Genomic DNA, 18,612 nt, shown 5'->3' on the forward strand with positions numbered 1-18,612 from the left:
AGCCTGGCCGGCCGGGCTTTGCTCAACGTGACATCGCTTGTGAGGATTTGCCACCCTCCGCCTTGCCATAACTTCCATTTATGGCCGGGCACAAGCGTCGGCGCAGGTCAACAAAGGGACCCGGAAGGATTCCGGGGAGTCCTTTCAGTAAATGTTCGACAGTTGACGGCGCACCGGACGGGCCGTTCAGCGGGTTTCGTCCCCGATGGCCTTCCAGCCGTTCTCCAGCAGATCGAACACGCGGTCCAGGACGATGTCGGGCTCGATGTCCGATTCGCCGCCGCCATCGGTGAGGAACGCCGCTTCCAGGGCGAAATGGGCGAAGGCCCTGGCGGCCGGGTCGTCCGGGGGCAGCCCCGCGTCTGTTCCGCGAGTTCCGCGCGCTGATCGACGACATCCCGCCGCTCCGCGCCTACTTCCGGTGCATGTGGCTGCTCCACGAGAACAGCCTGGCCGCCGCCATCGCCACACCTCGGTGTCCGGGTGCCGGGCCGGCTCCCGCCCGACGACGGCGCGCAGCGCAGGTCCCGAGCGTCCGATGGGTGTGGACCATGCGCCGGGTGATACGCCGCGAACTGGAGCCGGTCACCGGCCCCCTGGCTCGTCTCCCCTCGCCCACGAGGTGATACCGGTCAGCTCGTGCTTGCGGAGCAGCAGCGCGGCCCGCCGGGCCTGGGCGCGCACCGTCAGCGCCAGGGCGACCGCGACGAACGGGCCCCCGACCGCCAGGGCGAGCCCCACGCCGGTACCTCGCTGCGCGGCCACAACGGTCATGACCGCCGTGGTGGCCAGCGAGGCGACCAGGCCGATCCAGGCGGCGATCACCCGGTCGGTGGCGAACAGCACGACCCTCCGCGTCAGCAGCCAACCACCGTAGGCGGTCCAGGCCAGGCAGAACACGGTGAACAGCGCGAACGCCAGATGTGTGCGGCCGGGCAGCGGGCCGGGCTCCGTCCACCACAAGGTGCCCACGAACACCGTGCCGAGGACGCCGGCCAGCAGTGCCGCCACCGCCCGGATCCGGATTCCCCGCGACAGCACCGGCGACAGCCGATCGATCATGTCCTGCGCCGACAGGCGCGACTCTTCGGTCATGGCCTGTATCCCTTCTCCTCTAGGTGCTCACGCAGCAGACGACGGGCGCGGTTGAGGCGCGACTTAACCGTTCCGGCCGGAATCTGGCAAATGTCTGCGCACTCCTCCACGGACAGGTCCTCCAGGTAGAACAGGACGAGGATCTCCCGCTCCAGCAGTGGCAGATCTGCCAGTGCGCTCACCAGCGCGGCGCGATCCAGCATGGCCACAACCGGGTCTTCGGCACCTGCTTCGCCCACCAGGTCGCCGAACCCGGACGTTTCCCCGGCCAGGGCGTACTCGCCGCGCAGCCGGTCGGTGACCGACCGCCGGGCGATCGTGAACAGCCACGGCGCGAACCGGCCCGGTTCCCTGAGCCGGGGCAGGCCGCGGACCACGGCCAGCCAGACCTCCTGCGTCACGTCGTCGGCCCGCTCGGCATCCAGCATGCGCCGCACGTACGTCCATACCGGCGCGCGCCATCGAGCCACCAGCTCGGCCAGCGCTGCCCGCTCGCCCAGCTGAGCGCGAATCACCAGCAGCTCATCGGTCATCTCGTCCTCCCGTCATCCTGCACAGTCGGGCGAGAGGCCGACGAGGTTCACGATTCCCAAGGCGACGCCCGCGAGCACGAGCGCGCCGCCGTCGCCTCCTGGGCGGCCGATCTCAGCCAGCGGCGGGTGTAGGGGTCCACTGGACACGGGCCTGGCCGCCGGCCGCCTTGGATGCCTGTGCCATGGCCGATGCGGCGGACCGCCGGCCTTGCCTTGGAGACCGCGACGAGCGGGTCGCACCGCGGCGCCGTCGCACCCGAGGGCGTTGACCAACCGGGTCAAGGCAGAGCGAAAGGGCGCGCTCCGCACGCGGACGGCGCGGCAAAGCGAAAGGCCGGTACGACTCGGGCGTTCACCCGAGCCGACCGGCCCGTTCAAAAAGTCGGGACGACAGGATTTGAACCTGCGACCTCCTGACCCCCAGTCAGGTGCGCTAGCCAAACTGCGCTACGTCCCGGTCGCGGACCTGGGGGTGTTCCCCTCACCGCGTGTTAGAAACCTTACCACGCCGGGCGGGCTCCACGATCTGCGTTGGCGAGCGGTGGTTTGGTAGCTTGGCCCCACTGCGCGCGCCGGGACGCCGCAGGCCACATGAACGGGAGGCGGCGTGGCTGGTCGCAAGGCGCGGATCGACCGGGCGGAGCTGGCGCGCCTGGTAGCCGAGGGGTGGACGGTGCGCCGGATCGCCGAGCACTTCGGGGTGTCCGAGTCGGGCGTGCTCCAGGCCAAGCGGTCGGCCGGGCTGGCCAGGCCGATGCTCGACCACGGCGCGGCGATCCCGTGGACGGTCCGGCGCGAACACGTCCAGTCCGGGCCCGCGACCAACCTCCGCAACCTGTCGGCCGTGGCCCAGGGCGGCGCCGTACCGGCCGAGAAGGTCAACACCGCCCTGCGCTGGGCCCGGCGCCTCATCGACGCCGGGGCCGACGTCACCTACGACCCCGAGCGGGGCTTCACCGAGATCCCCGCTTCCCGGGAGGGCTCGCACATCGCCGTGGTACTCGACCGGGCCTTGGCCGTGCTCGACGCGTCCGGTCAGACCGGGCCGTCACGGTAGAGGCGGGGCCGGGTCTGCTCCTCGGCGTGGACGTGCGGCTCGGCCGGATACACGCGGGTGGTCTCCTCGACGACGCGCACGCGGTTCGGGTCGTTCTCCGGCGCGGGGTCCGTCGTGTAGACGATGTCCGGCTCGACGACCTCGACCGCGTCCTCACCCGGCTTGCGGGTGTAGATGAGGGTGAGGATCCCGGCCACGACCCCCACGCCCATGAGAATCCAGCCGATCATTTGAAGATCGATTCCAGGAACGTCCCACTGGACGGCAAAGGCGAGTACCGCCCCTATCGCAATGAAAGTCAGCGCGGCTCCAAAACCCATCGCGAACTCCTCCTTCTTCGACGCCGAAAGCCTCTACCCCTCGACGAACCGATTACGCTCCCCTGACCTCCCCGTTACCCGGCACGGTTTCGAGCCGCCGCCCTCGGGCAGTGCGCCGACGAAAGTGAAATCCGACCCGGAGGCAGGACATGTCCGCCGAGACCTTGATCTGGGTGGCCGTCGTCGCCGCCGTGGTGGTGGCGATCGTCGCAGTCGGCTACGTCGTACTGCAGCAGCAGCGCCGGCACCGCCTACGTGAACGCTTCGGCCCCGAATACGAACGCACGATCAACGAGCGCGACAACCGCCGCGACGCCGAACGGGAACTGCGCGCACGCGAAGAACGCGTCGCCGATCTGGACATTCGTCCTCTCTCCGCGCAGTCCCGGAAGGGATATGCCGCGAGGTGGACCGAGGTACAGGAACAATTCGTCGACGCCCCCGGATTCGCGGTGACGGCCGCTGACCAGCTCGTCACCGAGGTCATGCACGAGCGGGGGTATCCGACGGAGAAGTTCGAGCAGCGGCTTTCGGACCTTTCCGTGTCACACGGCCGCACGCTCGACCACTACCGCGAGGCGCACGAGATCAGCGGCCGGGCCGCCAGGCGCGAGGCGTCCACCGAGGAACTCCGCCAGGCGATGGTCCACTACCGGGCGCTCTTCGAGGAACTGCTCGTGGACGGCGCGCCCGAGGACGAACGACGGCCCATCCCGGCCCAGGGCGGCCCCCGCGACAACGCGCCGGCCAAGGAGGAACGCCGGACGCCGCAGACCACGGCCGCCGGCGGCCGCTCCTCCGGCGGCGCACGGCGCACGGAGCCGGACGACTACGTCGCCGAACGGTCGGCCAACCGCGAATCCCGAGGACGGTGAGGCAGGAGTGAGCAGGTCCTACAACGACAAGGACGAACTGGTCGTCCCCATGCAGCGCGACGACCTGGGCGAGGAGAAGAAGCAGGCCGAGGAGAGATCCCCCCGCGAGGGCCCCGGCCCCGTCTTCCGAGCCCCCGACGAACGAGCCGACCTACCCGAGGACACCCCCGGCGAGGTCCGCAAGGACGTGACCCCCGAAGACACCCCCACCGGCCCTTCGGCCACCTTGCCGATCCCGGGCGAGGAACCCCGGTACGGCCCCAGCGGTCAGAGAGCACCCGACACGGGCACACCCGCCCCCACAGGTGAGCAGCCCCGCCATACCGCGACCACCGGGCTCGCCGGAGACCGCTCCCCCAGCGGCGGCACCGACGAAGGCCGCGCGGGCGGAGACGTACACGTCGCGGGGACGGACGACGGGACGCCCGCTGTCACTGGTGTGTCTGGGGCTTATGGGGAGCATGGGGCTCAGGGGGCTCCGGATGAGGGGCCGGTGCAGCGGCCGGTGGAGTTGATGGCAGAGGAGTTGTTCGGCCAGGACGCCGAGGAGATCCAGCGGCGCTGGCGGGATGTGCAGACGGGCTTCGTGGACGACCCCCGGGTCGCCGTGGAGCGCGCGGACGGCCTGGTGAGCGAGGTGGTGACGGCGATGCGGGAGGCTCTCGACTCCCGTGCCCACCGGCTCCAGGAGGCATGGAAGAACGCCGAGGGCGACGACACGGAGCGCCTGCGGCTGGCCCTGCGCGACTACAGGGCGGTGCTGGAGCGACTGCTCCAGTTCTCCGACCGGAAACCGAGGTGACCTCGTGCTGGCAATCGCCGCGGCGATCGTATTCGGACTCGGCCTGCTGCTCGACCTGCTGGGAACCAGCCTCGGGTCGGGGATCGGCGCCACCACGTTCATGCTTCTGGGCCTGCTGCTGCTGGCACTGCACCAGGCCGGAGTGGGCAACACGGGATTCCGGAGCTGGCGTGGCCGGAGCCGGGCACGCCGCTGAGCGCACACACGAAGGGGAGCACACCGCGAAGGGTCGCCCACTCGGGTGGCCCTTCGGCCTGCCGGTGCCGGTGCGGTGGTCAGCGGGGGAGGCTGCCCGCCAAGCGGCCCGCGTCCACCTCGGAGCGGGCCGCGAACTCGAACTCCGCGCGCGGGTGCGACATCGCGCCGATGGAGACGATGTCGCGGCGGAAGAACAGCGCGAGCGTCCAGTCGCTCAGCACGCGCACCTTCTTGTTGAGGGTCGGGATCCGCGACAGATGGTAGGTCCGGTGGACCACCCAGGCCAGCGGGCCGCGCAGCTTTACGCCGTAGATCTGGGCCACGCCCTTGTACAGACCGAGGCTGGCCACCGAGCCCGCGTACGCGTGCCGGTAGTCCTTCAGCGGCGCGCCGCGCAGGGCGGCGACGATGTTGCCGGCCAGCCGCCTGCCCTGCCGTACGGCGTGCTGCGCGTTGGGCGCGCAGTACTCCCCCGGCCTGGTCAGGTCCGGTACGGCGGCGCAGTCGCCCGCCCCGAAGACCTCCCGCATGCCCACCACGTTGAGCCGCGCGGTGACCTTGAGCCGGTCCTTGTCGTCCACCGGCAGGTCGGCGGCCCGCATCAGCGGGTGCGGGCGGACGCCCGCCGTCCACACGAGGGTGTCGGCCCCGAAGCGGGTGCCGTCGGTGAGCACGACGTCGCCGTGGCGCGCGTCCTCCACCCTGGTGTGGAGCCGGACGTCGATCTCGCGGGCGCGCAGCTCGCCGAGGGTCCAGCGGCCCATGTCCTCGCCGACCTCGGGCAGGATCCGGTCGGAGGCCTCGACGAGGACCCAGGTCATGTCCTCGCGGGTGATCCCGGGGAAGTAGCGGCACGCGTACCTGGCCATGTCCTCCAGTTCGGCCAGCGCCTCGACCCCGGCGAACCCGGCGCCGACGAAGACGAACGTCAGCGCGCGGCGCCGGACCGCCTCATCCTTGGTGGAGGCGGCCAGGTCGAGCCGGCCGAGGATGTGGTTGCGCAGGTGGATGGCCTCTTCGATGGTCTTGAAGCCGATCCCCCATTCGGCGAGCCCCGGGATGGGCAGGATGCGGGAGACCGATCCGGGCGCGACGACCAGGATGTCGTAGCCGATCTCGTAGGAGTCGCCCAGGTGCGGCTTGAACTCCACGGCGCGTCGGGCGCTGTCGATACGCACGACCCAGCCGGTGAGGATCCTGCACCGGGTGAGGACCTGCCGCAGCGGCACCACGACGTGGCGGGCCTCCAGGCTTCCGGCCGCGGCTTCGGGAAGGAACGACTGGTATGTCAGGTAGGAGTCGGTGTCGAGCACGGTGATCTCCGCCTCACCGGGGCGGAGGCGGCGCTGCAGCCGCATCGCGGTGGCCAGCCCGACGGAGCCGCCTCCCACGATCAGGATGCGGCGCCGTCCGTGACTTCGAGATCCGTTTCGAGATCCATCAGGTGCGCGAGCCATGCAGCGCCTCCTCCCGGATCGAACGGCGTTCCCGTTCGGTGGTGCCCGCCCAGATCCCCCCGGCCTGTCCCGTCTCGACCGCGAACCGCAGGCACGCGCCGTGCACCGGGCAGGTGCCACAGATCCGGCGCGCGGCCCTGAGCTGCTCCGGCGCGGGCGCCGCGCCGATCGGGAAGAAGAGTTCCGGGTCGGTGTCCCTGCAGGCTGCCTGCTCTATCCAGCTACCCATGTGCTTCGTCACCCAGACGCAGCTAACCGCGACCGACGGGGCTAAACCTTGAAGCTCATCGTCACCGTCGTGCCCGAACGACCGGCGTCGAAGGCGATGCGGGAGCTGAGGCGGCGGGCCACCCACAGGCCCATGCCGCTGGTGGCGAGCGGCGCGGGCGGTGATTCGCCGGGGCTCTGGCCGTCGGTGGCCCACTGGCCGTCGTCGTGGATCTGGATGACCAGGTGGTCGCCGGTGTACCAGACGCGCATCGTGGCGCTGTCGGCCCCGTGGGTCACCGCGTTGGTGGCGACCTCGTTCACGGCGAGCAGCAGGTCCCCGACCCGTTCATCGGACATTCCATGACGCAGGGCGCAGCTCTCGGCGAAGTCTCGCGCCCCGGGCAGCCCGGGCAGCCCGAAGGCGATCCTCCCGACCGACCTGCCGGCCGGGGAACCGTCGTGAGGACGTGAATCCTCGTTCACCCGGGATCGCCTCCCATTTGCGAGACGGGCGCTCGGCCCCCCGGCCGCACCCTGCATCACACTGCCGGTGTCCGTCGCGCTCCCCTCCTTCGCCCCAGGACGGTTCGGTGCCCTGTTTGCAGCACATTAGTCTGGTGCCGGGTCAGAAATCCGCCCGGAAAGGGTCACGCACGGTCCGCGCCCGCGAGCAGTTCGCCGCGCAGGCGGTCGAGGACCTTGCGCAGGATGCGTGAGACGTGCATCTGCGAGATGCCGAATTCGGCGGCGATCTCGGCCTGGGTCATGTTGCCGAAGAACCGCAGCAACAGGATCTTCTTCTCCCTGGGCGGGAGCCGGTCGATCAGCGGCTTGACGGCCTCGCGGTCGACCAGGCTGCTCAGTTCGTCGCCCTCCTCCGGGATGACGTCGCCGAGCGCGGCGGCGTCGTCGTCGGTGCTGAGCGGGGCGTCGAGGGAGAGCGTGCTGTAGGCGGCGGAGGCGTCCAGGGTGAGCAGGACGTCCTCCTCGGTGATCTTCATCCGGACGGCCAGCTCGGCCACGGTGGGCGACCTGCCGAGTTCCTGGCTGAGGTCGGCGACGAGGCGGTTGAGCTCGGAGCGGCGCTCCTGGTAGAGCCGGGGCACGCGGATCGCCCACGTGCGGTCGCGGAAGTGTCTTTTGACCTCGCCGGTCATGGTGACCACGGCGTACCCGCGGAACGCGTGCCCGAGGTCGGGGTCGAAGCCGTTGACGGCCTTCATGAGGCCGACGTAGGCGGCCTGGAGCAGGTCCTCCAGGGGCTCGCCGCGGTAGCGGTAGCGGCGGGCGATCTCCATGGCCAGCGGCTTGTGCATCTCCACGATCCGCTCGCGAAGACGTTCCCGGTGTGTCGGGTCGATGTGTGGACCGGCGGCTTCCGCGAGGAGTTCCTCGGCGGTCAGCTCGGTGAGGTCGCGCGCGTGAACGGCCATCGCTTGCTCCTCGATATGGAAGGGCGGGAGCGAGCCGGCGAGGAGCCTTCGGGAACTGTGTGAACGCCCACAAAGGCCGTGCGGGCAGGCTCGTCTCGCACGATGACGAAGACGAGGCCCGCTGCTGGACCTCGGGTACCGCATTCCCGCTTACTCAAGAGTACGTCAGGGGGCCCGGTGACAGTAAGGTTGCTCATGGCTCGCGTGGGTGGAGCTGGCGCCCTGCGCCATGGACTGATGGCGAGGAGGCGCGCCAGGTGAGCATGTCAGGTAACGCCGAAGGTGCTCCGGCGCTGGCATTGGCCTCGAAGCCGGCAGGCGAGATCGCCGTGGTGGAGGTGCACGGCATTCTCGACGCGACGACGCGCGAGCAGTTCGCCTCGTACCTTGCCGACACCGCCGCGCAGTACGGCCAGGGAATGATCCTCGACCTGGGCGGGGTGTCGTTCATGGACTCCCGGGCGCTCGGGCTGATCGTGCACCACTGGCAGGCCAGTACGGCGGCCAACGCCCGGTTCGCGCTGGTCGGCGTGCAGTACTCGAAGTCGAAGGTGATGTGGGTGACCGGGCTGGCAGGCCGTCTGCCGCTCTACGACACCCTCGACGACGCCCTGGCCGCGATGCGCGAGGCGTGACCGGCGCGGCCCGGCTCGCCGGGCCGCGTCAGGCCCTGCCCTTCTTGGCCGGGCGCTTGTCTCGATGCTCGCTGACCAGCAGCCTGGCCAGTTCCACGACCTTGATCTGGTGGTGCTGGGAGACCTTGCGCAGCTCGTCGAAGGCGGCCTCCGCCGAGCAGCCGCTGGCCTGCATGATGATGCCCTTGGCCTGGTCGATCACCGCGCGCCCGGCCAGCGCCTCGTGCAGTTGCGCGGCGTCGGTGCGCACCTCGTCGAAGTCCCAGACGTTGCCCAGCGCGACGGTGGCCTGTTCGCCGAGCATGGCCGCCAGCGGCGCGACCGACTGGGCGGGGAACGCCCCGGCGCGCACCGAGTACAGCACCACGACCAGCACGGCCGACTCGACCGGGATGGGGATCGCGAGCACCGATCGCACGCCGCACCGGGTGGCCATTCCGGCGTATCTGGCCCATCGGCGGTCGCTGAGCACGTCGGGCAGCAGCACGGGGGCGCCGGTGGATCGCGCCTCCCGGACGGGCCCCTCGTCCAGGGTGTCCTCGCTCTCGGCGAGGACGATCAGCTCGCTGTGCGAGGCCGAGAGCAGCACCCGCTCGTCGCGCCACAGCTCGGCGGATCCGCCCGAGCACCCGGACACGCCTCTGGCAAGTGATTCGGTCAGGCCGCGCAGTACGCTCTCGCTGGATGTGTCGTCGCTCACCCTCGACAGCGCTGCCAAATCGCCGGCGAGGGCCGGACTGATCGATCCTGAGGCGTCCAACGGGCGCGACCTCCTTCCTGATGTGCCTAGATTAATCCCAGCATCGAAGCGCTCGACCAAGTGTCGTAGCGTCTATTAAGAAGGACCCTTTCAGTGGCAAGGATGTACGTTGACGGAACAGGGTGCCCTTACCTCACTTGAGCACGCGCTGACGGATCTCGCCACGCGTGTCACATCGCTGCGTGAGGCCAGGTCCACCTACCCCAAGGACCTGGACACCACACTCGACGCCGCGCTGGCGGAGCTGGACACGGCCGCGGAGCTGCTGGCCACGGCCGTCGGCGAGCTGCGCAAGAAGCCGAGGCGCGGCGGCGAGCGGGACGGCGGCGCGCTGCGCGAGCAAAAGCTCATGCGGCAGATCTTCCGGTCCTTCCCGATCCCCGTGGTGGTCATGGACAACGCCGGCATCGTCCGCCGGATCAACTCCGAGACCTCCCGGATGCTCGGCAGTCCCGCGGGTTACCTGATCGGCCGGCCCTTCCCCCTCCTGGTGGACGTGGCGCGGCGGGCGGCGTTCCGCTCGCATCTGAGCGCCGTGCTGCAGAGCGGCCAGCCCGCCTCGTTCCAGACGCGCCTCGCGCACCAGGGCCGCGCCCACACGGTGCAACTGGCCCTGACGCGCCTGGTGCTGCCGGGCGAGCCGCAGGACATGATGGTGGCGGTGGCGCTGCCCACCGACGTCCAGCTTCCGGAGCGCCCGGCGGGGCGGGTCGAGATGTCCGACGCGGCGCTGCTGATGGCCTCGGCCCGGCGTAAGGAGCTGCTGGCCCGGATGACCCGCCTGCTGCTCGACGACGAGAGCCTGCGCGAGCCGGTGGCGCTGTCGCGGGCGGCGCGCCTGCTGGCCGCCGAGTCGGCCGACTGGGTGATCATCGACGTGGTGCGCGACGGCGTGCCGGTCCGCGCGACCGTGCTGGGCCCGGCGGAGCGGCCCGTGGGCGAGCCGCTGCGGCTGGCCGAGCGGATGGCCCCGGCCTCGGCGCCGGTCGTGGCGCAGGTGCTCACGCAGGGCTCCGGCGTCGTCCAGGAGATGGTCGAGGACGAGAACCTGCTCGGCCTCACCCCGGACGGCACGCCGCTGCTGCGCGCGCTCGGCGCCGGTTCGCTGATGTGCGTGCCGATCCAGACCGGGCAGGCCGCGGAGGGCGCGGTCACCCTGCTGCGCCTGGGCGAGCACGAGCCGTTCACCCTGGCCGACCTGGGGCTGATGGAGGAGATCGGCACGCATCTGGGTCTCGCGCTGCGCGCCCAGCGGGCCTTCCAGTCCAGGAGCGCGGCCGCGGCGGCGCTACAGACCAGCGTGGTGCCCAAGAGCCTGCCCGACATCCCCGGCTTCGAGGCCGCGGCGATCTACCATTCCGGCTCTGGGCCGGTGACCGTCGGCGCCGAGTTCTACGACGTCTTCCCGATCTCCGGCGGCTGGGGCATCTCGCTCGGCGGCGCGTGCGGCAAGGGCGAGACGGCGGCGGCGGTGAGCGCCATGGTCAGGAACGGCCTGCGGGTGCTCGGCGCGTTCGAGTCCGACCCGGCGAAGGCGATCCGCAAGGTGAACCAGGCGCTGCTGATGCAGGGCAGCGGCATGTTCGTGATGGCGCTGACCGGCTATGTGCACGAGCGCGACCGGGGCCGCCGGATCCGCCTGGCGTCGGCCGGTCACCATCCGGCCGCGGTGCTGCGCCCCGACGGCGGCGTGCGCTTCCTGGCCGGCGGCGGCGTGCCGCTGGGCATCGACGACGCGGCCGAGATGGGCGCCGAGGAGGTGGAGCTGACGTCCGGCGAGACGCTGGTGTTCTACTCCGACGGCCTGGTGGCCTCGCGCGACGAGCACGGCGAGCCTTACGGCGAGGGCCGCCTCAGCGACGTGCTCGGCCGGTGCGTCGCGCAGCCCCCGGCGACCCTCGTCAAGTCGGTGGAGGAGGACCGCAGTGCCTTCTCCGGCGGCCGGTTCTACGACGAGATCGTGATCCTGGCGCTGCGGGTGACCTGAGCCCCGGGAGTGGGAGCGCTCCTGCACGGGTGTGTCATATTATGACGATCTTCAGTGGCACGGGCGCGACGCGTGCCGGTCCGCCCGCACCGGGCGGACGGCGCGCGCCTGTGGGGAGTGTGAGCATGGGCGTGGAGTACGAGGGTGCCCTCTTCCGCATCCTGTCCACACCCGCCCCCGTGGGGCTGCGCGTCGAGGGCGAGATCGACGCCAACTCGGTCGAGTCGTTCCTGTCCGCGCTCCGGGCGGCCACCCGCCTGGTGAGCGGCGACGTCGTGCTCGACCTGGGCGCGTTGACGTTCGTCGATCTGGGCGGGCTGCGCGCCATCGTCGAGATCGCCGGGGAGCTGCGGCAGGAGGGGCGCGACCTGGTGCTCTCACCGGTCGCGCCGCACGTGCGGCAGCTCATCCAGATCATCGGCTGGGACACCGCGCCCGGGGTGCGCCTGGCGAACGACGGCGCCCCTTGACCGGCACCGACCGCTTTTCTACACGCGCAGGAAAACCGGCAAAAGCCCGCGAACTAGACGAACCTGAGGTTTGCATCTCTGCCGGGACCGGGTATGGTCTTGAACGTCGAGGTGCTTAAGACATAGGCACACCTGACGGATTCCTAGGGTCGTTTCTCATATCGGCCCGGCTCCCCGAGGTGTGCCGTGAACATAGCCATCGTCGCGTCCGACGCCATTGGCAGCGAGACCATCGACAACTCCGATCTTTCCGCCCAGCGGGCCCATCTTGTCGCCGTCGCCCGCGAACTCGGCCGGACCCACCGCGTGACGGTGTACGCCAGGCTCGACTCGCCCGACCGCCGCCACAAGACGCGCCTGGCCCAGGGCGTGACACTCGAACTCCTGCCCGCGGGCCCCCCGGAGACGCTCGCCGAGGACGGCGTCCTGCCGTACGTCAAGGACTTGAGCGCGGAGCTGACCAGCCGGTGGCACGCCGAGCGTCCCGACGTCATCCACGCGCATTCGTGGGCCGGCGGGCTCGCCGCGGTCGCCGGGGCCGACGGCCTCGACATCCCGATCATCCAGACGCTGCCACGCCTGCGGCGGCAGGCCCGCCCGCGCCCCGCGCGACGGGGCAAGGCCGAGCACGACGCCGCCGCCCGGGTGCGCCTGGCCCGCGCGATCGGCCGTACCGCCAGCGCCGTGATCGCCGGCTGCGGCGATGAGGCCGCCGCCCTGATCCGCATGGGCGTGCCGCGCGGCAACATCACCGTGGTCCCCTGCGGGCTGGACATCGAACGCTTCCGCAGGACCGGCCCGGCCGCCCAGCGCGGCAAGCGCCCGAGGCTGCTGCACGTCGGGGGACTCTCGCTGGAGAGCGGTGCTCCCACCGCCGTACGCGCCCTTGAGGGCATTCCGGACGCCGAGCTGGTCCTCGTGGGCGGGCCGGAGCCGTCCGCGCTGGAGAACGACCCCGACGTCCACCGTCTGCGCATGCTGGCCAAGGAGTCCGGGGTCGAGGACCGGGTGAGCGTGCTCGGCCAGGTACCTGCCGCGAACGTGCCGAAGCTGGTGCGCAGCGCCGACGTGGTGCTGTCACTGCCGGACGACGCGGGCGCCGGGGTGGTCGCCCTGCAGGCCATGGCGTGCGGGGTGCCCGTCATCGCCTCCGCCGCGGGCGCGCACCTGGACTCCGTCCTGGACGGCGTGACCGGCCTGCTGGTGCCGCCGCGCCGCCCCGCGCTGACCTCTCGGCTGGCCCGTGAGCTGCTGGCCGACCCGACCAAGCGCTCCGCGCTGGGCTTCGCCGGAGCCGATCGGGTCCGGTCCCGCTACTCCTACGAGCGGATCGGCCAGGAACTGCTGCGGGTCTACGAGGAGGCCATGGAGGGCTCCCGCGTGGCCGCCCTCGTCTGAGGGAGAACCCGGGACCGACCGCGCCGCCCGGAGATCGGTGACCATGCCCCTCCCGTATCACGCCGGAGTCTGACAGGCTTGATCCCACGGGAGGCGGCATGGATCTCAGCGACGCACGGCGGCTGGCCGGGGAGTTAAGCGATCTGCTGGCCCACGCGAACCAGCGGCTCGAAGAGGGGCGGAAGATCTCGCCCGCGGTCTCGCTCGTGACCGATCACCTGGAGTGCGAACTCACCGAGGTGGTCAGCGTGAGCGAGACCTTTCCACGCTGGGAGCACGCCAACCTGCAACAGGGGGTCGACGCCTACCTGGCCGAACGGTCGCCGGGCGCGGAGTGGACCGGTCTGACCGTGCCCGACCACGGCCACTTCGACTACATCACCATGCTCACCATGGCGGCGCGGGGCTGGGAGCGCTTCGAGCCGGGGGCCGTCGACTACGCCACCGCCTCGACCGGGCCCGCCCAGACCATGGAGGTCGTCGCGCGCGGACTGGTCCGCACGCACTCCCCCGGCGGCGAGCCGGTCGTGCTCGGCGTGCGGGCTTCGGAGGAACACGGCCCGCCGGAGTGCCGGATCGAGCTGCTGGCCGTCTCCAGGGAGGCCGCCAGGGAGGTCCGCGACGAGGTCACCCGCCTGATGCGCCTGCACGACGTCTTCCGCGGGCAGGTCCTCTCGTTCGTCTGGACCGAGCACCGGCACAACGACCTGGTCGGCTTCCTGCCCAGGCCGTCGATGACCGCCGACGAGGTGATCCTGCCCCCCGGCGTCCTGCGCGGCGTAGAGCGGCACGTGATCGAGGTCGGCGAGCTGGCCGCCCGGCTGCGCGAGCACGGGCAGCACCTCAAGCGCGGGCTGCTGCTGCACGGGCCGCCCGGCAGCGGCAAGACCCACACCGTGCGCTACCTGATGGGCCGCATGACCGGCTGCACCGTCATCGTGCTGACCGGCACGGCCCTCCAGCGCGTCGAGGAGGCCGCCGGGCTGGCCAGGCGGCTGCAACCGGCCCTGGTGGTGCTGGAGGACGTCGATCTGGTGGCGATGGACCGCTCGTACACCCCCGACGGCAACCCGCTGCTGTTCATGCTGCTGGACGCCATGGACGGCATCGGCGCCGACGCCGACGTCGCGTTCGTGCTCACCACCAACCGGGCCGACGTGCTGGAGCACGCGCTCGCCGACCGGCCCGGCCGGATCGACCTCGCGGTGGAGATCCCCAAGCCCGACGCCGACGGCCGTGAGGCGCTGCTGCGCCTCTACACCCGGGGGCTGCGCCTGACCGCCCCGCTCGCGCCGATCGTGGCCCGCACCGAGGGCGCCACCGCGTCCTTCTTCAAGGAGCTGGTGCGCCGCGCGGTGACGCGCGCGATCCTCGCGGACGACGCCGGGGCGCTCACCGACGAGCACCTCACCGGCGCGCTCGACGAGATGCTCGGCGAGCGCCAGGCGCTGACCCGCGCGCTGCTCGGCTCCGGCGGCGGCGAGGACGGCACCGAACCTGTCGGCGACGACGGCTACGCCCGATACGGGCCGGAGCCCGCCGCGCGCCGTGCCGTCCGGCACGTGCCGCCGCCCTCGCAGATCGGCGCGCACGGCACCAGCTTCGTGATCTACGGCGAGGCCGACGACTGACCGCGCGCCGGTCAGCCGGCCAGCCGCGCGGCCTTGAGCGCCAGGTGCAGCCGCAGGCGGGTCTCGCCGTCGGCCAGGTCGACCGCCAGCGTGCGCTCGGCCTTGGACAGGCGGTAGTAGAGGGTCTGGCGGTGCATCCCTAGAGCGACGGCCGTCTCCTGCGCGTGGCCGCCGTGGTCGAGGTAGGTCTCGACCGTGTGGGCCAGCTCGCAGTCGGACAGCAGGTCCGCCGCCTCGGCGGCCAGCATGGCCAGCTCGGCGGCGGGCAGCCGGGCGAGCATCCGGTAGACGCCCAGGTCGGGCCAGCGGGCCACGGGGCGGAACCTGGCGATGCGCTCGGCGACGCGCAGCGCCTGCCTGGCCTCGCGCCAGCTCCGCCAGGCGTCGGCCGGATCGGACCTGGGGGCGCCGACGCCCGCGGCGGTGCCGTACATGGCCTGGGCCCGGGCGGCGACCTCGGCCGCGGTCCCCGCCGGAGCCACCACGGCGACCGGGTCTCCGGCCTGGGCGAGCACGCCGCGCGGCAGCGTCCACAGCGGGGCGGGGCGGTCGCGGACGCCGCGCACGGCGACGGCGGCCACCGGGCCGTCGAGGTCGAGCCTGGTCAGCGCGCCCGCGCGCAGCTCGGGATCGGCCGACAGCAGGTCCCGCAGGTCACGGCCGAGGTCTTGACGGCCCCGGGCCTCCAGGGCGAGCGCGCCCGCCGCGACCTCGGCCAGCGGGGCGATCCTGGCCAGCATGGCGTCGCCCACGCCGTCGTCGGGTTCGAGCAGCCACAGGTAACCGTACGTGACCCCGGCGCGGCGCAGCGGCACGCAGACCCGGGCCAGCACGCCGAGGGCGGTGTCGGCGGGGATGCGCACCGGGCCGGGGGCGGTGGCGATGCCGTAGCCCTCGAAGTAGGCCCGCACCTCGTCGGTGGCGCGGCGGCGCAGGATGGACTCGCTGCGGACGGAGTCGATGTCGCCGCTCTGGGCCGCGTAGGCGAGCAGTTGAAAGGCTCGGTCCTCCAGGGTCGCCGACGCGCCGAGCACCCGCGCGACCTCGTCCACGGTTTCCTGGAGGTCCACCCCCCGATCATACATTTGTATGAACGAGCCGGAACGCTTGTCCATGGTCCCCGGCGGACAGGGGTTCCTAACCTTGGGGACATGCTCGGTTCACTGCTTCTGGCCGGCGCCCACAGCCGGCTCGTACGGCGGGCCGTCACCGGTCTCCCACCGACTCGCCGGGTCGTCGAGCGGTTCGTCGCGGGCGAGGACACCGCGAGCGCCGTCGCCGCCGCCCGCAGGCTGACCGGCGCCGGACTCACCGTGACCATCGACCACCTCGGCGAGGAGACCCGCGACGCGGACGCCGCCGCGCAGGCCGCCAAGGCCTACATCACCCTGCTCGACGCCCTCGCGGGCCTGCACACCGGCCCCCGGGCCGAGGTGTCGGTGAAGCTGTCCGCCGTGGGCCAGGCCCTCGGCCGGGACGGCGACGCCGTCGCGCTCGCCCACACCAGGGAGATCTGCGCCGCCGCCCGCGCCGCCGGGACCACGGTCACCCTGGACATGGAGGACCACACCACGGTGGACTCCACCCTCGCCATCCTGCGCGAGCTGCGCGCCGACTTCCCCTCCACCGGCGTCGCGGTGCAGTCGTACCTGTTCCGCAGCGAGGCCGACTGCCGCGACCTGGCCGTCGAGGGCTCCCGGGTCCGGCTGGTCAAGGGCGCCTACGCCGAACCCGCCTCCGTCGCCCACCAGAAGAAGGTCGACGTCGATCGGGCTTACGTTCGATGCCTGCGGATCCTCATGGCGGGGAAGGGGTATCCCATGGTGGCCACGCACGACGACCGGCTGATCGCGATCGCCGACACGTTCGCGACCCGCTACCACCGTGGCCAGGGCGAATACGAGTACCAGATGCTCTACGGCATCCGCGCCGACCGCCAGGAGTCGCTCGCGGGCGCCGGGCACACGGTTCGCGTGTACGTGCCCTACGGCGACGACTGGTACGGCTACTTCATGCGCCGCCTCGCCGAGCGCCCCGCCAACGTGACGTTCTTCCTGCGTTCACTCACATCCAAGTAATCCCAGTAATCCCAGTAATCCCGCCGCGAAGAGGTACCGCCATCATGGATGCCATCACCAACGTCCCGGTCCCGGCCAACGAGCCGGTGCACGGCTACGCGCCGGGCAGCCCTGAGCGGGCCGCCCTGGAAAAGCGCCTGAAGGAGCTGGCGGGCACGCAGCTCGACCTGACCATGACCATCGGCGGCGAACGACGGCTGGGCGGCGGCGAGACCATCGAGGCGGTTCAGCCGCACAACCACGCGGCGGTGCTCGGCCGGATGGGCGAGGCCACCCCGGCCGACGTTCGCGCGGCGATCGACGCCGCGATCGAGGCGGCCCCCGCCTGGCGGGCGCTGTCCTTCGACGAGCGTGCGGCGATCATGCTGCGGGCCGCCGACCTGCTGGCCGGGCCGTGGCGGGCCACGCTGAACGCCTCCACCATGCTCGGCCAGTCGAAGACGGCCTACCAGGCGGAGATCGACGCGGCCTGCGAGCTGATCGACTTCTTCCGGTTCAACGTGGCCTACGCGCGCACGCTGCTCAACGAGCAGCCGATCTCCTCTCCGGGCGTGTGGAACCGGATGGAGTACCGCCCGCTGGAAGGGTTCGTGCTGGCGATCACGCCGTTCAACTTCACCTCGATCGCGGCGAACCTGCCGACGGCCCCGGCGCTGATGGGCAACGTGGTCGTCTGGAAGCCCTCACCCACCCAGCAGTTCTCCGCGCACTTCATCATGGGCCTGCTTGAGGAGGCGGGGCTGCCGCCGGGTGTGATCAACCTGGTCACCGGCACCGGCCAGGCGGTCTCCGAGGTGGCGCTGCCCGATCCGCGCCTGGCGGGCATCCACTTCACCGGCTCCACCGCCACCTTCCAGCACCTGTGGTCCACCGTCGGCCAGGGCATCGCCGGATACCACGGCTACCCGCGGCTGGTCGGCGAGACCGGCGGCAAGGACTTCGTGGTGGCCCACCCCTCGGCCGACCCCGCCGTGCTGTCCACGGCGCTGATCAGGGGCGCGTTCGAGTACCAGGGCCAGAAGTGCTCGGCCGCCTCGCGCGCCTACGTGCCCCGCTCGCTGTGGGCGCGGATCCGCGACGACTTCGTCTCCACGGCGGAGTCGCTGACGATCGGCGACGTGGCGTCGGACCTCTCGCTGTTCATGGGCGCGGTGATCGACGAACGGGCCTTCGCCAAGCACCGGGCGGCCATCGACCGGGCCCGCGCGAGCGACGCCGTGAACGTGCTGACCGGCTCCTACGACGACTCCACCGGCTACTTCGTACGGCCCACGGTGCTGGAGTGCGCCGACCCGGCCGACGAGATCTTCTCCAAGGAGTACTTCGGCCCGATCCTGGCCGTCCACGTCTACGACGACTCCGCCTACGACGCGATGCTGGACCAGATGGAGGGGATCGCGCCGTACGCGCTGACCGGCGCGGTCATCGCCCGCGACCGCGCGGCGATCGCCGCCACCAGCGAGCGCCTGCGCTTCGCGGCGGGCAACTTCTACATCAACGACAAGCCCACCGGCGCCGTGGTCGGCCAGCAGCCCTTCGGCGGCGCCCGCGCCTCCGGCACCAACGACAAGGCCGGTTCGATCTTCAACCTGATCCGCTGGGTCAACGCCCGCGCCATCAAGGAGACCTTCGTCCCGCCGACCGACCACCGCTACCCCCACATGGGGTGACGC

The 18,612-nt window shown here is 71.5% G+C and carries 20 protein-coding genes and 1 tRNA gene; 11 read left to right on the top strand and 10 right to left on the bottom strand.

Going from position 1 to position 18,612, the window contains the following annotated elements:
* Positions 1–585: 585 nt before the first annotated feature.
* The 3 genes from P3X83_RS24925 to P3X83_RS24935 all read right to left on the bottom strand — a co-directional run bounded on the left by P3X83_RS24925 (position 586) and on the right by P3X83_RS24935 (position 2,085).
* Positions 586–1,095 (bottom strand): hypothetical protein, encoded by a 510-nt coding sequence (locus P3X83_RS24925; RefSeq protein WP_277307624.1) that lies wholly within the window; start codon positions 1,093–1,095, stop codon positions 586–588.
* Complete coding sequence (locus P3X83_RS24930) at positions 1,092–1,628, bottom strand: sigma-70 family RNA polymerase sigma factor (RefSeq protein WP_277307625.1); 537 nt, start codon at positions 1,626–1,628, stop codon at positions 1,092–1,094. The genes P3X83_RS24925 and P3X83_RS24930 overlap by 4 nt, the downstream gene beginning before the upstream one ends.
* Before the next feature lie 382 nt (positions 1,629–2,010).
* Positions 2,011–2,085: transfer RNA gene (locus tag P3X83_RS24935), tRNA-Pro, on the bottom strand.
* 150 nt (positions 2,086–2,235) lie between these two features.
* Between P3X83_RS24935 and P3X83_RS24940 the strand changes: the two genes are divergently transcribed.
* Complete coding sequence (locus P3X83_RS24940; protein ID WP_277307626.1) at positions 2,236–2,685, top strand: helix-turn-helix domain-containing protein; 450 nt, start codon at positions 2,236–2,238, stop codon at positions 2,683–2,685.
* Here the strand turns inward: P3X83_RS24940 and P3X83_RS24945 are convergent.
* Positions 2,664–3,005 carry a DUF6458 family protein gene (locus P3X83_RS24945; RefSeq protein WP_277307627.1) on the bottom strand — a complete coding sequence of 114 codons (342 nt, stop codon included), beginning with the start codon at positions 3,003–3,005 and terminating at the stop codon, positions 2,664–2,666. The genes P3X83_RS24940 and P3X83_RS24945 overlap by 22 nt on opposite strands.
* A gap of 149 nt (positions 3,006–3,154) precedes the next feature.
* Here P3X83_RS24945 and P3X83_RS24950 point away from each other — a divergent pair, with 149 nt between their 5' ends.
* Genes P3X83_RS24950 through P3X83_RS24960 form a run of 3 tightly spaced genes read left to right on the top strand, consistent with a single transcriptional unit; the run spans position 3,155 to position 4,878 of the window.
* Positions 3,155–3,880, top strand: a complete 726-nt coding sequence (locus tag P3X83_RS24950; protein ID WP_277307628.1) for a hypothetical protein — start codon at positions 3,155–3,157, stop codon at positions 3,878–3,880.
* Between the two features lie 7 nt (positions 3,881–3,887).
* On the top strand, positions 3,888–4,682 hold the full coding sequence (locus P3X83_RS24955; RefSeq protein ID WP_277307629.1) for a hypothetical protein: 795 nt from the start codon (positions 3,888–3,890) through the stop codon (positions 4,680–4,682).
* Positions 4,683–4,686: 4 nt separating this feature from the next.
* Positions 4,687–4,878 (top strand): hypothetical protein, encoded by a 192-nt coding sequence (locus P3X83_RS24960; protein ID WP_277307630.1) that lies wholly within the window; start codon positions 4,687–4,689, stop codon positions 4,876–4,878.
* A gap of 79 nt (positions 4,879–4,957) precedes the next feature.
* Here P3X83_RS24960 and P3X83_RS24965 read toward each other — a convergent pair whose 3' ends face one another.
* The 4 genes from P3X83_RS24965 to P3X83_RS24980 all read right to left on the bottom strand — a co-directional run bounded on the left by P3X83_RS24965 (position 4,958) and on the right by P3X83_RS24980 (position 7,980).
* Entirely contained in the window at positions 4,958–6,337 is a 1,380-nt protein-coding gene (locus P3X83_RS24965; RefSeq protein ID WP_277307631.1) for an NAD(P)/FAD-dependent oxidoreductase, read from the bottom strand.
* The gene (locus P3X83_RS24970; protein WP_277307632.1) at positions 6,321–6,566 is read right to left on the bottom strand and encodes a WhiB family transcriptional regulator; all 246 of its coding nucleotides are present in this window, start codon (positions 6,564–6,566) and stop codon (positions 6,321–6,323) included. The genes P3X83_RS24965 and P3X83_RS24970 overlap by 17 nt, the downstream gene beginning before the upstream one ends.
* A gap of 41 nt (positions 6,567–6,607) precedes the next feature.
* The gene (locus P3X83_RS24975; RefSeq protein ID WP_277307633.1) at positions 6,608–7,030 is read right to left on the bottom strand and encodes an ATP-binding protein; all 423 of its coding nucleotides are present in this window, start codon (positions 7,028–7,030) and stop codon (positions 6,608–6,610) included.
* 164 nt (positions 7,031–7,194) lie between these two features.
* Positions 7,195–7,980, bottom strand: a complete 786-nt coding sequence (locus P3X83_RS24980; RefSeq protein WP_277307634.1) for a SigB/SigF/SigG family RNA polymerase sigma factor — start codon at positions 7,978–7,980, stop codon at positions 7,195–7,197.
* A 263-nt stretch (positions 7,981–8,243) separates the two neighbouring features.
* Between P3X83_RS24980 and P3X83_RS24985 the strand changes: the two genes are divergently transcribed.
* The gene (locus tag P3X83_RS24985) at positions 8,244–8,615 is read left to right on the top strand and encodes an STAS domain-containing protein (protein WP_277307653.1); all 372 of its coding nucleotides are present in this window, start codon (positions 8,244–8,246) and stop codon (positions 8,613–8,615) included.
* A gap of 28 nt (positions 8,616–8,643) precedes the next feature.
* On the opposite strand, the gene P3X83_RS24990 is transcribed toward P3X83_RS24985, so the two are convergent.
* Positions 8,644–9,315, bottom strand: a complete 672-nt coding sequence (locus P3X83_RS24990) for a GAF and ANTAR domain-containing protein (RefSeq protein ID WP_277307635.1) — start codon at positions 9,313–9,315, stop codon at positions 8,644–8,646.
* A 169-nt stretch (positions 9,316–9,484) separates the two neighbouring features.
* Between P3X83_RS24990 and P3X83_RS24995 the strand changes: the two genes are divergently transcribed.
* The 4 genes from P3X83_RS24995 (at position 9,485) to P3X83_RS25010 (ending at position 14,861) form a co-directional block, all read left to right on the top strand.
* Positions 9,485–11,362 (top strand): SpoIIE family protein phosphatase, encoded by a 1,878-nt coding sequence (locus P3X83_RS24995; RefSeq protein WP_277307636.1) that lies wholly within the window; start codon positions 9,485–9,487, stop codon positions 11,360–11,362.
* Between the two features lie 125 nt (positions 11,363–11,487).
* Positions 11,488–11,832 carry an STAS domain-containing protein gene (locus P3X83_RS25000; protein ID WP_277307637.1) on the top strand — a complete coding sequence of 115 codons (345 nt, stop codon included), beginning with the start codon at positions 11,488–11,490 and terminating at the stop codon, positions 11,830–11,832.
* A 186-nt stretch (positions 11,833–12,018) separates the two neighbouring features.
* Positions 12,019–13,230, top strand: coding sequence for a glycosyltransferase (locus P3X83_RS25005; protein WP_277307638.1), 1,212 nt, complete (start codon positions 12,019–12,021; stop codon positions 13,228–13,230).
* A gap of 98 nt (positions 13,231–13,328) precedes the next feature.
* Positions 13,329–14,861 carry an ATP-binding protein gene (locus P3X83_RS25010; RefSeq protein ID WP_277307639.1) on the top strand — a complete coding sequence of 511 codons (1,533 nt, stop codon included), beginning with the start codon at positions 13,329–13,331 and terminating at the stop codon, positions 14,859–14,861.
* Positions 14,862–14,872: 11 nt separating this feature from the next.
* Here P3X83_RS25010 and P3X83_RS25015 read toward each other — a convergent pair whose 3' ends face one another.
* Positions 14,873–15,931, bottom strand: coding sequence for a helix-turn-helix domain-containing protein (locus P3X83_RS25015; RefSeq protein ID WP_277307640.1), 1,059 nt, complete (start codon positions 15,929–15,931; stop codon positions 14,873–14,875).
* Between the two features lie 81 nt (positions 15,932–16,012).
* On the opposite strand from P3X83_RS25015, the gene P3X83_RS25020 reads away from it, so the two are divergent.
* Both P3X83_RS25020 and pruA read left to right on the top strand, forming a co-directional pair.
* Positions 16,013–16,939, top strand: coding sequence for a proline dehydrogenase family protein (locus P3X83_RS25020; protein WP_277307641.1), 927 nt, complete (start codon positions 16,013–16,015; stop codon positions 16,937–16,939).
* A 44-nt stretch (positions 16,940–16,983) separates the two neighbouring features.
* Complete coding sequence (gene pruA / locus P3X83_RS25025) at positions 16,984–18,609, top strand: L-glutamate gamma-semialdehyde dehydrogenase (RefSeq protein WP_277307642.1); 1,626 nt, start codon at positions 16,984–16,986, stop codon at positions 18,607–18,609.
* The last annotated feature ends 3 nt before the right edge of the window (positions 18,610–18,612 follow it).

Source organism: Spongiactinospora sp. TRM90649, from assembly GCF_029382225.1.
GTDB lineage: Bacteria > Actinomycetota > Actinomycetes > Streptosporangiales > Streptosporangiaceae > Spongiactinospora.